General features: G+C 72.0%; 10 protein-coding genes. 8 read left to right on the plus strand and 2 right to left on the minus strand.

Translation table 11 applies throughout. The annotated features are described in order from the left end of the window. The 6 genes from ACFY15_RS21375 to galE all read left to right on the plus strand — a co-directional run. A partial coding sequence (locus ACFY15_RS21375) for a ribonuclease E/G (RefSeq protein WP_390825936.1) occupies nucleotides 1-3,262 on the plus strand: 3,262 nt, incomplete at its 5' end. A 282-nt stretch (nucleotides 3,263-3,544) separates the two neighbouring features. Further along, nucleotides 3,545-3,865 carry a 50S ribosomal protein L21 gene (gene rplU / locus ACFY15_RS21380; protein WP_042812502.1) on the plus strand — a complete coding sequence of 107 codons (321 nt, stop codon included), beginning with the start codon at nucleotides 3,545-3,547 and terminating at the stop codon, nucleotides 3,863-3,865. Between the two features lie 13 nt (nucleotides 3,866-3,878). Further along, nucleotides 3,879-4,133 carry a 50S ribosomal protein L27 gene (rpmA, locus tag ACFY15_RS21385; RefSeq protein ID WP_007264038.1) on the plus strand — a complete coding sequence of 85 codons (255 nt, stop codon included), beginning with the start codon at nucleotides 3,879-3,881 and terminating at the stop codon, nucleotides 4,131-4,133. Nucleotides 4,134-4,304: 171 nt separating this feature from the next. Next, on the plus strand, nucleotides 4,305-5,750 hold the full coding sequence (gene obgE / locus ACFY15_RS21390) for a GTPase ObgE (RefSeq protein ID WP_390689036.1): 1,446 nt from the start codon (nucleotides 4,305-4,307) through the stop codon (nucleotides 5,748-5,750). Nucleotides 5,751-5,861: 111 nt separating this feature from the next. Beyond that, nucleotides 5,862-7,493: a glycosyltransferase gene (locus ACFY15_RS21395; protein WP_390825937.1), complete on the plus strand. Its 1,632-nt coding sequence runs from the start codon at nucleotides 5,862-5,864 to the stop codon at nucleotides 7,491-7,493. 16 nt (nucleotides 7,494-7,509) lie between these two features. Continuing rightward, nucleotides 7,510-8,526, plus strand: coding sequence for a UDP-glucose 4-epimerase GalE (gene galE, locus ACFY15_RS21400; protein WP_390689038.1), 1,017 nt, complete (start codon nucleotides 7,510-7,512; stop codon nucleotides 8,524-8,526). 76 nt (nucleotides 8,527-8,602) lie between these two features. Here the strand turns inward: galE and ACFY15_RS21405 are convergent, their stop codons facing one another. Together ACFY15_RS21405 and ACFY15_RS21410 are read right to left on the minus strand one after the other, a co-directional pair. Continuing rightward, entirely contained in the window at nucleotides 8,603-9,751 is a 1,149-nt protein-coding gene (locus tag ACFY15_RS21405) for a glycosyltransferase (RefSeq protein WP_390689039.1), read from the minus strand. Further along, nucleotides 9,748-12,618 carry a CDP-glycerol glycerophosphotransferase family protein gene (locus ACFY15_RS21410; RefSeq protein ID WP_390689040.1) on the minus strand — a complete coding sequence of 957 codons (2,871 nt, stop codon included), beginning with the start codon at nucleotides 12,616-12,618 and terminating at the stop codon, nucleotides 9,748-9,750. Before ACFY15_RS21410 ends, ACFY15_RS21405 begins: the two co-directional genes overlap by 4 nt. A 159-nt stretch (nucleotides 12,619-12,777) precedes the next feature. Between ACFY15_RS21410 and ACFY15_RS21415 the strand changes: the two genes are divergently transcribed. Both ACFY15_RS21415 and ACFY15_RS21420 read left to right on the plus strand, forming a co-directional pair. Further along, nucleotides 12,778-13,755 (plus strand): glycosyltransferase family 2 protein, encoded by a 978-nt coding sequence (locus ACFY15_RS21415; protein ID WP_390689041.1) that lies wholly within the window; start codon nucleotides 12,778-12,780, stop codon nucleotides 13,753-13,755. Further along, entirely contained in the window at nucleotides 13,752-14,198 is a 447-nt protein-coding gene (locus ACFY15_RS21420) for a GtrA family protein (RefSeq protein ID WP_390689042.1), read from the plus strand. The genes ACFY15_RS21415 and ACFY15_RS21420 overlap by 4 nt, the downstream gene beginning before the upstream one ends. The last annotated feature ends 30 nt before the right edge of the window (nucleotides 14,199-14,228 follow it).

Raw genomic sequence — 14,228 nt, forward strand, 5'->3', positions numbered from 1 at the left:
TGCCGCCGAGGCCGCCCCGGCCCCGGCGGAGGAGCCCGCCGAGGAGGTCCCGGCCGTGGAGGAGGCCCCCAGGGCCGCCACCCGCGCCGTCACCGTCGCCGACGCCGTTGACGCCCCCAAGCGGGGCCGTCGCCGCGCCACCCGTGCCGCCGCCCCGGCCGCCGCCCCGGCGCAGCCCGAGGCCGCCGCCGAGCCGGAGGCGCCCGCCGCCCCGAACCGTGCCGCCCGCCGCGCCGCACGTCCGGCCGTGGCCGTCTTCCAGGCCCCGGTCTTCGCCGAGCCGATGTTCCAGACCCCGGAGACCGCCGCCCTCGCCGCCGCGGCCGCTGCCGCCGCCGAGGAGGCCGAGGAGGAAGAGGCCGGGGAAGAGGCCGAGGCCGCCGAGGTCCAGGCCCCCGTCGCCGCCCAGCCTGCCGGTCGTCGCCGTCGCCGTCGTGGCGCCGCCGAGCCCGTGACCCTGGCCGACGTCGTGGCCGAGGCGGAGTCCGCCGAGGAGGAGCCGGAGGCCGAGGCCGCCGAGCTCGACGAGGAGGAGGGTGACGAGTCGGGCGACCGCCCCTCGCGCCGCCGTCGCCGTGGTGGCCGTCGCCGCCGTCGCGGTGAGGCCGCCGACCTCGACGAGTCCGCCGAGGAGGAGGCCGAGGCCGCCGACGAGGAGGCCGAGCAGGAAGAGGACGAGGAGGCCGAAGAGGCCCTCGGTTCCTCCTCCAGCCGCCGTCGCCGTCGCCGTCGCCGCCGCAGCGGTGACGCCGCCGAGGTAGAGGCGGGCGAGGAGGACGGTGTCCGCACCGTCGTCAAGGTCCGCGAGCCGCGCCCGGCACGCGAGAAGGCCGAGCCGTCCGACGAGGTCCAGTCCATCAAGGGCTCGACCCGCCTGGAGGCGAAGAAGCAGCGCCGCCGCGAGGGTCGCGAGCAGGGCCGCCGCCGCGTGCCGATCATCACCGAGGCCGAGTTCCTGGCCCGTCGTGAGGCCGTCGAGCGCGTGATGGTCGTCCGCCAGGCCGGCGAGCGCACCCAGATCGGCGTCCTCGAGGACAACGTGCTCGTCGAGCACTACGTCAACAAGGAAGAGGCCACCTCGTACGTCGGCAACGTCTACCTGGGCAAGGTCCAGAACGTGCTGCCGTCGATGGAGGCCGCCTTCATCGACATCGGCAAGGGCCGCAATGCCGTCCTGTACGCCGGCGAGGTCAACTTCGAGGCGCTCGGCATGGCCAACGGGCCGCGCCGCATCGAGTCCGCCCTCAAGTCCGGCCAGTCGGTCCTGGTGCAGGTCACCAAGGACCCGATCGGCCACAAGGGCGCCCGCCTGACCAGCCAGGTCTCGCTGCCCGGCCGCTACCTGGTCTACGTGCCCGAGGGCTCGATGACCGGCATCAGCCGCAAGCTGCCCGACACCGAGCGCGCGCGCCTGAAGACCATCCTCAAGAAGATCGTCCCCGAGGACGCGGGCGTCATCGTGCGCACCGCCGCCGAGGGCGCGAGCGAGGACGAGCTGCGCCGCGACGTCGAGCGTCTGCAGGCGCAGTGGGAGGACATCCAGAAGAAGTCGAAGCAGATCACGACCTCGTCGCCGAGCCTGCTGTACGGCGAGCCGGACATGACCGTCCGCGTCGTGCGCGACATCTTCAACGAGGACTTCTCCAAGGTCATCATCAGCGGTGACCAGGCGTGGGAGACCATCCACGGCTACGTGTCCCACGTGGCCCCGGACCTGGCCGACCGGCTGTCCCGCTGGACCTCCGAGGTGGACGTCTTCGCGACGTACCGGATCGACGAGCAGCTCGCCAAGGCGCTCGACCGCAAGGTGTGGCTGCCCTCGGGCGGCTCCCTGGTGATCGACAAGACCGAGGCGATGGTCGTCATCGACGTCAACACCGGCAAGTTCACCGGTCAGGGCGGCAACCTCGAGGAGACCGTCACCCGGAACAACCTGGAGGCGGCCGAGGAGATCGTGCGCCAGCTGCGGCTGCGCGACCTGGGCGGCATCGTCGTCATCGACTTCATCGACATGGTCCTGGAGTCCAACCGCGACCTGGTCCTGCGGCGGATGCTGGAGTGCCTGGGCCGCGACCGCACGAAGCACCAGGTGGCCGAGGTCACCTCGCTGGGCCTGGTCCAGATGACCCGCAAGCGGGTGGGCCAGGGCCTGCTGGAGTCCTTCTCCGAGACCTGCGTCCACTGCAACGGCCGCGGTGTCATCGTCCACATGGACACCCCGGCCGCGGTCGGCGGCGGCGGCAACGGCAAGCGCGCCAAGCGCCGCGGCGGCCGTGCCCTGGAGCACGAGCACGAGCTGGAGACGGTCGAGACCGTCGAGGCCGAGGTGCTGGAGGCCGAGACCGAGGCGGAGGTGGCCGCCGAGGCCGCCGCGCCGCGGGCGCTGCCGGAGCCGGAGTTCGTCCCGGGTGAGGAGCTGTACAGCAGCCCGGCCGAGGCCGAGGCCGCGGCGGGCATCAGCGGGCGGCGCAACCGTCGCCGCGCCACCCGCAAGGCGACCGCTCCGGCGGGCACCCCGCGCGGCGGTGGTGAGCGGCAGGCCGCCCCGGCGCCGGTGACCCCGGTCGTCGTGGACGAGCCGGTCACCGAGCCCGCCGACACGGTGCTGGAGCCGGCCGTGGAGGCCGCCGCCGAGGCGGTGGAGGCCGTGGAGACGGTCGAGGCCGCTCCGGTGGCCGAGGAGGCCGCGCCGAAGGGCCGTACCCGTCGCCGGGCGACCCGCAAGGCCACCGCCCCGGCCCCCGAGCCGGTCGTGGAGGTCGTGGTCGAGGCGGAGCCCGAGCCGGAGCCGGTCGTGGAGGCCGCCGCCGAGCCCGAGCCGGCCGCCCCGGCCGTGGTCGAGCCGGAGCCGGTCGTCGAGCCGGAGCCGGTCGTGGAGGCCGCCCCGGCGCGTCCGCGCCGCCGTGCCGTCCGCAGGGCCACCGCACCGGCCGGTGCGGCGGAGGCCGCCATCGTGGTCGTCGAGGCCCCCGCGGCCGAGGCCGCCGCTCCGGTCGAGCCCGAGGCCGCGGCCGAGCCCGCAGTCGAGGCGGACGCCGAGGCCGAGGCCCCGGCGCCGGCCAAGAAGGCCACCCGCAAGGCTCCGGCCAAGAAGGCGGCCACGGCGAAGAAGGCCCCCGCCAAGAAGGCGGCGGCCACGAAGAAGACCGCTGCGAAGAAGACGACGACGGTCAAGAAGACCGCCGCGAAGCGGGCGACGAAGAAGACCGCGGCGGCGGAGCAGCAGACCCCGCCGTCCGTCTCGGCTCCGGCCGAGGCCTGATCGACGCCCTGTCCGCGGGGCCCCGCCGAAGGGTGGGGCCCCACGGGCGCGCGGGGCCCGGTTTGACCCTCCGGAACCGGCCCCGTAACCTAGACCGTCGGCGTGTCCTGGACGTTTACCGTGCAGCGCGCGCCGCGCTCCTGAGCACCTTCCTCCCGCACTCTCCGCGCAAGCGGACGGGACACGGGAGAGGCCGCTCGTCCATTCCGGATCACCGTGGGCCCCGGCCCGCGTGAGCGGCTGGCTTCAGGAGTATCCGCCCCGAGTGAGAGAGAGATCCGCGTGTACGCCATCGTGCGCAGCGGTGGTCGCCAGCACAAGGTTGCTGTCGGCGACATCGTTGAGGTTGACAAGATTTCCACTGCCAAGGTTGGCGACACGGTCGAGCTCTCGACCCTGCTCGTTGTCGACGGCGACGCCGTGACCAGCGACCCGTGGGTCCTGGCGGGCATCAAGGTCCAGGCCGAGGTCGTGGACCACCACAAGGGCGCCAAGATCGACATCCTGCGCTACAAGAACAAGACCGGCTACCGCCGTCGCCAGGGTCACCGTCAGCAGTACACGGCGATCAAGGTCACCGGTATCCCCGCGGCTGCGAAGTAAGAGGGACTGAGACATGGCACACAAGAAGGGCGCATCGTCCACCCGGAACGGGCGCGATTCCAATGCTCAGCGGCTCGGCGTGAAGCGCTTCGGCGGTCAGGTCGTTTCCGCCGGCGAGATCCTCGTCCGCCAGCGCGGCACCCACTTCCACCCGGGTGCGGGTGTCGGTCGCGGTGGCGACGACACGCTGTTCGCGCTGCTGCCGGGTGCGGTGCAGTTCGGTACGCACCGTGGCCGCAAGGTCGTCAACATCGTTCCGGCCGCCTGATCCAGCTCCTGCTGAATCACACGCGTTCGTAACACCCCGAGGGCGGATCTCAACTCCTCCTGGCGCATGCCGGGAAGAGAGGTCCGCCCTCGGCGCGTTGTCACACAGACAACGTTTAATGGGCAGCAAGGCCTGTCCGGGACATTCCCGTAAGTATCTGGAGGAACACCCATGACCACCTTCGTGGACCGCGTCGAGCTGCACGTCGCCGCGGGTAACGGAGGCCACGGCTGCGCCTCCGTTCACCGGGAGAAGTTCAAGCCCCTGGGCGGGCCCGACGGCGGCAACGGCGGCCGCGGCGGTGACGTCGTCCTGGTGGTGGAGCAGGCGATCACCACCCTGCTGGACTACCACCACAGCCCGCACCGCAAGGCCACCAACGGCAAGCCCGGCGAGGGCGGCAACCGCTCCGGCAAGGACGGCCAGGACCTGATCCTGCCCGTGCCGGACGGCACCGTCGTCCTCGACAAGGAGGGCAACGTCCTCGCCGACCTCGTCGGCCAGGGCACCACGTACGTGGCCGCCGAGGGCGGCCGCGGCGGCCTCGGCAACGCCGCGCTGTCCTCCGCCCGCCGCAAGGCCCCCGGCTTCGCGCTGCTCGGCGTCCCCGGCACCACGGGCGACATCGTCCTGGAGCTGAAGACCGTCGCCGACGTGGCGCTCGTCGGCTTCCCCAGCGCCGGCAAGTCCTCGCTGATCTCGGTGCTCTCCGCCGCCAAGCCGAAGATCGCGGACTACCCCTTCACGACCCTCGTCCCGAACCTGGGCGTGGTCACCGCCGGCTCGACCGTCTACACGATCGCCGACGTCCCCGGCCTGATCCCCGGCGCCAGCCAGGGCAAGGGCCTCGGTCTGGAGTTCCTGCGCCACGTCGAGCGCTGCTCGGTCCTCGTGCACGTCCTGGACACCGCCACCCTGGAGTCGGACCGCGACCCGGTCGGCGACCTCGACCTCATCGAGGAGGAGCTCAAGCTCTACGGCGGCGGCCTGGAGAAGCGCCCCCGCCTGGTGGTGCTCAACAAGGTCGACATCCCCGACGGCCAGGACCTCGCCGAGATGGTCCGCCCGGACCTGGAGGCCCGCGGCTACAAGGTGTTCGAGGTTTCCGCGGTCGCCCGTACGGGCCTCAAGGAGCTCTCCTACTTCCTCGCCGAGGTCGTGGCCAAGGCGCGCGCCCGCACGCCCAAGCAGGAGGCGACCCGCATCGTCATCCGCCCGAAGGCCGTGGACGACGCCGGCTTCACCGTCACCTACGACGAGGCCGAGGACGTGTACCGCGTGCGCGGCGAGAAGCCGGAGCGCTGGGTCCGCCAGACCGACTTCAACAACGACGAGGCCGTCGGCTACCTCGCCGACCGGCTCAACCGCCTCGGTGTCGAGGACGCGCTGAAGAAGGCCGGTGCCAAGGCGGGCGACGGCGTCGCCATCGGCTCCGAGGACAACGCGGTCGTCTTCGACTGGGAGCCGACCATGATGGCCGGCGCCGAGATGCTGGGCCGCCGCGGTGAGGACCACCGCATGGAGGCCCCGCGTCCGGCCACCCAGCGCCGCAAGGAGAAGGAAGCCAAGCGCGGCGACGCCGCCCAGCAGGAGTACGACGAGTTCCGTCCCTTCTGATCCGTCCGCTCTGATCCGTCCCCCTCCACGGCCGTCCCCTCCGGGCCGGCCGTGGAGGTCCGTCACGGCGGATTGAAGCCGGCTTTACGCCGTTCGCCTAGGATCCTGCGGGTGAGCAGCAGCAATTCCAGCAGTGACACCCCCTCGGTGTCCGTGGTCGTGATCGCGTACAACGACGCCGGGCTCGTGGGCGAGGCCGTTTCCTCGGCCCTCGCCCAGGGCCCGGTGGTCGCCGAGGTCATCGCGGTCGACGACGCCTCCTCGGACGCGACCGCGCGGGTCCTGGACGAGCTGGCCGCGTCCCATCCGCGCCTGAAGGTCGTCCACCGTACGGAGAACAGCGGCGGCTGCGGCACCCCGCGCAACGACGGGATCGCCGCCGCGACCTCCCCGTACGTCCTCTTCCTGGACAGCGACGACGTCCTGCCGCCGGGCGCGGCCGAGGCCCTGGTCCGGGCGGCCGAGGAGCACCGCGCCCCCGTCACGGTCGGCGCGTGCGTCCGGCGCGAGCTGCCGGAGGGCCGCGACGTGCCGTGGATGCCCGGGCTCTACACCCCGGGCGAGGTCGTCGAGACGCCCGCCGACCGGCCGGAGCTGGTCCGCGACACCCTCTGCGTCAACAAGCTGTACGAGCGCGCCTTCCTGGACCGGCACGGCATCCGTTTCCCCGACGGCCGGTTCGTCTACGAGGACTTCGTCTTCACCTCCCGCGTCCTGGCCGCCGCCCCCCGCATCGCGGTCGTCGGCGACCTCGTCTACGTGTGGCACGTGCGCCGGAGCGCCGCCCAGGTGTCCATCTCCCTGGACCGCAAGGACATCGGGAACTGGAGCTCCCGCGTCGAGGCCCACCGCACCGCCGCCGACATCCTCGCCGCGGCCTCCCCGGAGCTGGGGCACGCCTGCCGGGTGAAGTTCCTCGACTACGACCTGCGCATGTACCTGCGCGAGCTCGGCAAGGACCCCGGCTACCGGGCCGCCTGGTGGACCCTGACGCGCGACTACCTGGCCGGCTTCGACGCGGCCGACCTCGACGCGGCCCCCGCCCGCGCCCGCTGGACCGCCCGTGTGCTGCTGGCCTCCGCGGCCCCGCCCGCCGACGTCGAGCGGCTGATGACCGGCCTCGCCGCCGAGCCCGCCCGGCTGCTGCCGCCGTACGCCGCGGACGCCGCGGGGGAGCCGGTGTGGAGCCAGGAGGTGCCGGTCCCGCTGGACGGGCTCGCCGCCCTGCCCGTCGCCGAGCTCCCCCTGACCGTCGACGCCCGGCCCGCCGGGGGAGCGGCCGTCCGGGTCCGGGTGCGCGACCTGTACGGGCGGCTCGCCGTGGCCGGCCCGCGGACCGTCCGGCTGAGCTTCCTGCCCCGCACCGGCGGCGATCCCGTCCTGGTGCGCCCGGCGGAGCTGCGGCCCGCCGCCGACGGGGACGGCTGGACCGCCGAGGTCCCCTTCAGGCTCGCCGCGCTGGCCGCCGAGGGCCGCCGCCGGGGCCTGCGCGGGATGCAGAGCTGGGACGTCCGGGCCGGCGTGGACTGCGCCGACGGGAGCTCCCCCGTCACCTCGCTGCGCCCCCTGGGCGGACTGCTCCGCCGCAGGGCCCTGCCCAGCAGCCGGTACGGTGTTCTGCTGGCGCAGCCCTACCGCACGGCCTCCGGCGCGCTCGCGCTGCGCCTCGCCCCCGGTGCCGGGGGCGCGCTGACCTTCGTACGCAACCGCCTCGACCGCGCCCGCACGCGCAGGTCACGCTAGAGCTCGGGAGACACGCATGACGTTTCTGATCACCGGTGGCGCCGGATACATCGGCGCGCACGTCGTCCGCGCGATGCTGCTCGCGGGGCAGCAGGTCGTGGTCTTCGACGACCTGTCCACCGGCCGCGAGGACCGCGTACCGGAAGGAGTGCCCCTGGTGACGGCCTCGGTGCTGGACCGCAAGGCCCTGGACGAGGCCCTCGCCAAGCACAAGATCACCGGCGTGGTGCACCTGGCGGGCAAGAAGCAGGTCGGCGAGTCCGTCGAGAAGCCGCTGTACTACTACCACGAGAACGTGGAGGGCCTCCAGGTCCTGCTCGCGGCGGTGGCCCAGGCCGGCATCCGCAACTTCCTCTTCTCCTCCTCCGCCTCGGTGTACGGGATGCCCGACGTGGACTCGGTCACCGAGGAGACCCCCTGCAAGCCGCTGAGCCCGTACGGCGAGACCAAGCTGGCCGGCGAGTGGCTGGTCCGGGCCGCGGGCAGGGCCCACGGCATCTCCACGGCCTGCCTGCGCTACTTCAACGTGGCGGGCGCGGCCGCTCCCGAGCTCGCGGACACCGGGGTCTTCAACCTGGTCCCGATGGTCTTCGAGCGCTACGACGCCGGCGAGGGCGCCCGGATCTTCGGGGACGACTACCCGACCCCGGACGGCACCTGCATCCGCGACTACATCCACGTCGAGGACCTGGCGGACGCCCACGTGGTGGCGGCCCGCAGGCTCGCCGAGTGGGGCGTGGCGGGCGAGTACAAGGACCTCACCGTCAACATCGGGCGCGGCGAGGGCGTCTCCGTGAAGGAGATGGTCGAGCTGCTGAACGAGGGCACCGGGCACACGTACGCGCCGGTGGTCACCCCGCGCCGTCCCGGCGACCCGGCGAAGGTCGTGGCCTCGGCCGACCGGATCGCCGCGGAGCTGGGCTGGAAGGCGCGGCACGACGTCCGCGAGATGATCAGCTCGGCCTGGGCGGGCTGGGAGGCCAACCGCGCGGGCACGGGCCGCGACCGCCGCAAGGACGCCCACACGGTCTGACGGGGCTCTGCCGCACACGAAGCCGCCCGCCCCGGAACAGGTCCGGGGCGGGCGGCTTCGTACGGTGTGCGGGCGGTCAGCGCTCCAGGAAGGCGAACAGCTTCTCCCACCGGTCGGTGATCTCCGCGCTGGAGTAGCGGCGCACGCTGCGGAAGGCCTCGTCGCCGAGCCGGTCGCGGGTGTCGGCGTCCGACATCAGGGTGTCGAGGTGTCCGGCCAGCTCCATCGTGTTGCCGAGGCGGGCCAGCAGGCCGTCCTCGCCGTGCCGCACGATCTCCCGCACGCCCGGCGCGCAGTCGAACGCGGCCACGGGCAGTCCCGCCGCCATCGCCTCCAGCAGGGTGATCGGGAAGCCTTCGGCCCGGGAGGCCTGGGCGAAGACGGAGGCCCCGCTCAGCGCGCCCAGGACGTCGTCGGTGCTGCCCATCCACTTCACGGAGTCGTCCAGCCCGAGGGAGGCGCAGTGCGCCCGCAGGGTGTCCTCCTCGGTGCCCGCCCCGTAGATCCGCAGGGTCCAGTCGGGGTGGCGCGGTGCGGCGTCCGCCCAGGCGTCGAGCAGCAGGTCCACGCCCTTCTCGAAGGCGAGGCGGCCGACGCTCGCGACGACCTTCGCGGTGCGCGGGGCGGGGGAGTCCGGCATGAACGGCAGCGGGTTCGGCATGCTGTCGACGTTCTCCATGCCGGCCCGGATCCACAGGTCGGCGTCCTCCGGGGTGAGGACGAGCAGCCGGTCGACCTCCGGGTACCAGCGGCGGACCCGGTCGCCGCGGGTGGACTTCTGGCTGGCCTCGAAGGACTCGTGGCTCATGCCGATGACGGAGAGCCCCTTGGTGTCGGCGAGGGCCACCCACTCCATCGCCCAGACCTGGGTGACGATCACGACGGCGCCCGGGCCGGCCGCCCGGAACATCTCGCTCAGCTGCTCGGCCCTGGCCCGCATGCCGGCCCGCCGGGCCGCCTGGCGGCGCCGCTCGGGGGCGTTGAGGCGGCCCTTGATGCCGTGCAGCCGGCGGGCCTTCGGCGGGTGGGTCTCGTACAGCGTGGTCGTCTCGTACGGGAGGCCGGCGGGCAGCTTCTGCCGGATCTCCTCGGCGACGGGGGCGATGCCGACGATGTGCACGCGGTGGCCGCGGTCGGTGAACAGCCGGGCCATCTGGTGGGACCAGGTGGTCACACCGCCGAGCTCGTCCACGCTGTTGGAGACGATGAAGATGTCCCGGCTCACTTGGCGCTCCTGGTGAAGAACTTCTCGACGATCTGGCGGGCGGCGTCCCCGCGGTCGTACTCGCCGAACTCGGCGAGGAACCGCTGGCGGGCCTCGGCGTACTTGGCATCGGCCTCGTCGAAGGCGGCGACGGCCTGCATCAGCTCGTCCGCCGTGGCCACCACCGGGCCGGGGGCCTTGTCCTTCAGGTCGAAGTAGGTGCCGCGGATGTCGGTCCGGTACTCCTCGTAGTCGTACGCGAAGAAGATCATCGGCCGGTCCAGCACCGCGTAGTCGAACATCACGGACGAGTAGTCGGTGATCAGCCCGTCCGCGAGCGCCAGCAGCGGGGTGATGTCGTGGTGCCGGGAGACGTCGATCACCCGGCCCGCGACCGACGGCGGCAGGGAGACGCTGTTGAGGTAGTGCGTGCGCACCAGCAGCGTGCAGCGGTCGCCGAGCCGGTCGGCGAACTCCTCCACGTCGAAGGGGAACTCGAATCCCTCCACCGCGCCGTCCGCGGTGGCCCGGAAGGTCGGCGCGTACAGCAGGACCCGCTTGTCGGGGTCGAGGCCCAGCTCGGCGGCGAGCGGCCCGCGCACCCGCTCCCCGCTGTCCGCCTCGGCGAGGTGCGCCTCGACGAGGGCGTCGTTGCGCGGGTAGCCGGTGCGCAGCAGCACCTCGTCGCGGAGCCGGAAGCCCTTGGCGAGGGTGCGGACGTCGTGCTCGGAGCGGACCAGGAAGTGGTCGAAGCGGTTGACGGCCGCCTGGAAGCGGTCCTGCGCGGGCTTGCCCTGGGCCTTGGTGCGGGGCTCGTGGAAGCCCATCCGCTTGAGGGCGGAGCCGTGCCAGGTCTGGATGTACGTGGTCCCCGGGCGCTTGGACAGCGCCAGCGGGAAGCCCTGGTTGTCGACCCAGTACTCGGCCTGCGCCAGCGCCCGCAGGTACTGCCAGCTCCAGCGCTTGACCAGCGTGGCCTCCTTGGGGAAGCCGGTGGGCTTGGCGCCCGCGTAGGACCAGATCGCCTCGAAGGGGGCGTTCTGGCGGACCAGCTCCTCGTAGATGGCCTTCGGGCTGTCGCTGTACTGCTTGCCCATGTGGCTCTCGAAGACGACCGTGCCCTTCTTGACCGGCAGCTTCGAGAAGACCTCGTGGTAGACCTTCACCTTCTGCTCGCCCGAGCCGATGTTGCGGCGCGCCTTCAGGGCCCGGCGCAGGCTGCGCTTGACCACTCCGGCGGTTCTGCCGTGCATCGCGCTGCTGATCAGCGACTGGGTGCGGACGGCGGCGGGGCCCTCGGCGGTCAGGACGTAGGAGAGGTTGCCCTTCTTGGTCATCTCCGGCTCGAAGCGGTCGGAGACCAGCCGGGTCAGGCGCGGGCGGACCCGCAGGCGTGCCGCGGAGTCCAGGTCCACGCCGCCGACCGAGACGCGGGTGGTCATCCGGTTCTTGCCGGCGGTCAGCTTCAGGCGTACGTCCCAGACGGCGTCGATGATGCCGAGGGGGCGGACGGTGCCGCCGACGTCGGCGGTGGTGCTCCACTCGATCGTGTCGCCTGCGTGGCGCACGGTTGCCACGGGAAAGCTGAAGGAGCGCACGCCGATCTGCCGTCGGGCCCGGAACTCCAGGGAGGCGGACAGCGGGACGTCCTCAGCGATCCGGCCCAGCGGGTTGACGACGGCGCCGGAGAGGGTGACGGTGCCGCGTCCGTCGTCCTCGTACGAGGTCAGCCGGTTGCCCAGGGCCAGGGAGGACAGCGGCGCGGTGTGGAAGCCCTGGTCGGTGACGTCCAGTATCCGGCGGCCCTCGGCGTCGTCGAGGTGGCCGGCGCACCAGTAGATCCGCCCGTCGCGCTCGGCCAGCGGGGAGGAGAGGCGGCCCTTGTTGGTCATCGCGTCGGCGGCCGCGAGGAGGTTCTTCCAGTCCTCCTTGCCCAGCAGGTAGGCGCAGATGGCCTGGAGGTGGGTGACGTGCTCGTACGCGCCCGGGTCGATGCCGGCCAGGTAGCCGTTGGCGAGCCGGGCGAACTCCTGGCGGTACGCGTCGCTCAGCAGCGGCAGGTCCCGCAGGTGCAGCACCAGGTCGTGCTTGAGGAACTTGGCGTCCTTGGCGGACTTGATGGCGGTGTGGCCCTTGGCGGCCAGCAGCCTGTCGACCCGGCGGTGGATCTCCATCCGGTGGACGAAGTTCGCGATCTCGTGGCGCCGGTTGCTGATCGACTTGGCGGCGGCCTTCTCGACCACGTTCCAGTAGTAGACGTGGTTGGGGATCAGCGTGATGCGGCGGGCCGCGACGTAGGCCTGGGCCGAGAACAGCAGGTCCTCGTAGTGGATGCCGACCGGGAACTCCAGGCCCTGCTCCAGCAGGAACGAGCGCCGGTAGCACTTGTTCGTGGAGAGGGTGTCGTAGACCAGCAGGTCCGGGTACTCGGTGATCGACTCCAGCGTGCGGGTGCGCGCGTAGATCCACGGGTACCACTCGGTGGTCTTGCCCCAGCGGTTGTCGAGGTGCACGCGCACGCACATGCCCGAGACCAGGTCGGAGCCGGTGCGCTCGGCGGCGGCCAGCATGTTGCGGCAGGCGTTGCGCTCCAGGACGTCGTCGCTGTCCAGGAACATGACGTAGGTGCCGGCGGCCTGCTGGATGCCGTGATTGCGGGGCGCGCCGCAGCCGCCGCTGTTCTCGGGCAGCCGGAAGGCGCGGACCCGCCCCGGGTTCGCCGCTTCGAGCTCCCGGGCCACCTCGTAGGACCGGTCCTTGCTGCAGTCGTCCACGATCACGACTTCGACCCCGCTGAGGGTCTGGTCCAAAACCGACCGGACGGCTGTCGGCAGACGCTCTGCGTCGTTGTAGACGATGACGACCACGGAGACGTCAGGCACGTGCACCTCGATCCCTTCGTTCCATTCCGCTTATCCCGTCAAAGCTACCGTGTGCCGCACACAACTCGGGCAGGGCGACCTCCGCCGTGCATACTTCTAAGGAAGAGGTGAGTCGCGGGTCCGGTCGCCGACAATCACCCGTTCGGACCCCAGCAGGAAGTGCCCATGACCAAGCTGTCGGTAGTTGTCCCCTGTTACAACGAAGAAGCCGTCATCGACCGCTTCGACGAGGAGATCCGCAAGGTTCTGGACGCCCTGCCCGTCGAGTACGAGGTCTGCTATGTCGACGACGGCAGCCGCGACGGCACCCTCGGCAAACTCCGGAAGATCGCCGCCGAGCACGGCGACCGTACCCGTTACGTCTCCTTCAGCCGCAATTTCGGCAAGGAGGCGGGCATGCTCGCCGGCCTGCGCGAAGCCACCGGCGACGCTGTGGTGATCATGGACGCGGACCTCCAGCACCCGCCGGAGCTCATCGCCACCATGCTGGAGCACTACCGCCAGGGCCACGACCAGGTCATCGCCCGGCGCACCCGCGAAGGGGACAAGAAGCTCCGCTCGGCCCTCAGCCGCCTCTACTACCGCGGGGTCAACCGCTGGGTCGACGTCGAGCTCACCGACGGGGTCGGCGACTTCCGGCTGCTGTCCCGGGCCGCCGTGGACGCCCTGCTCGCGCTCCCCGAGTACAACCGCTTCTCCAAGGGCCTCTTCTCCTGGATCGGCTTCGACACCGTCCACTTCGACTACCAGAACGCCCAGCGCGAGGCGGGCGAGACCAAGTGGAAGTTCGCCTCCCTGCTGAACTACGGCATGGACGGGCTGATCTCCTTCAACAACCGCCCGCTGCGCATCGGCATCTGGCTCGGCGTGTCGCTGGTCGCGCTGACCGGCCTGTACGCGCTGTGGATCACTGTGATGGCGATCACCAACGGCATCGACGCCCCCGGTTACGTCACGATCATCGCGATGATCGCCGGCATCGGCGGAATGCAGATGATCATGCTGGGTCTGATCGGCGAGTACATCGGCCGCATCTACTACGAGACCAAGCGCCGCCCGCACTTCCTGGTCAAGGAGGCCCACGGCGCCGGCCCGGCCTCCGCGGCGTCGGAGCCGGTCGTCGCGGAGCGCGGCGGCCGATGAGCGCCCCCGCCCGCCGCGACCAGCTCGGCCAGATCTTCCGCTTCGCCCTGGTCGGCGGGGTCAACACCGGCACGTTCTTCGGCATCTACCTGCTGCTGCACCCGTGGATGCCGTACTTCGCCGCCTACACCCTCGCCTTCCTGCTGTCGATGGTCGGCTCGTTCTTCATGAACACCTACTTCACCTACCGCACCCGCCCCACCTGGAAGAAGTTCCTGCTCTTCCCGCTGACGAACGTCACCAACTACGCGATCCAGTCCGTCGGCCTCTACGCCCTGGTGAGCTGGGCGGGCATGGACACGCGGATCGCCCCGCTGGCCGCCGCCGTCGTGGCCATCCCGTTCACCTTCCTGCTCTCCCGCAGGATCCTCATCCCGGGCACGGGCGCCGCCGCGGCGGCCGCACCGGAGCGTGCCGGGGCGGGTTCCGCGTCCAGGGGCTGAAACCGGCGGGCGGGGCCGGCGGGCGACCCC

Source organism: Streptomyces sp. NPDC001373 (genome assembly GCF_042895815.1).
Lineage (GTDB): Bacteria > Actinomycetota > Actinomycetes > Streptomycetales > Streptomycetaceae > Streptomyces.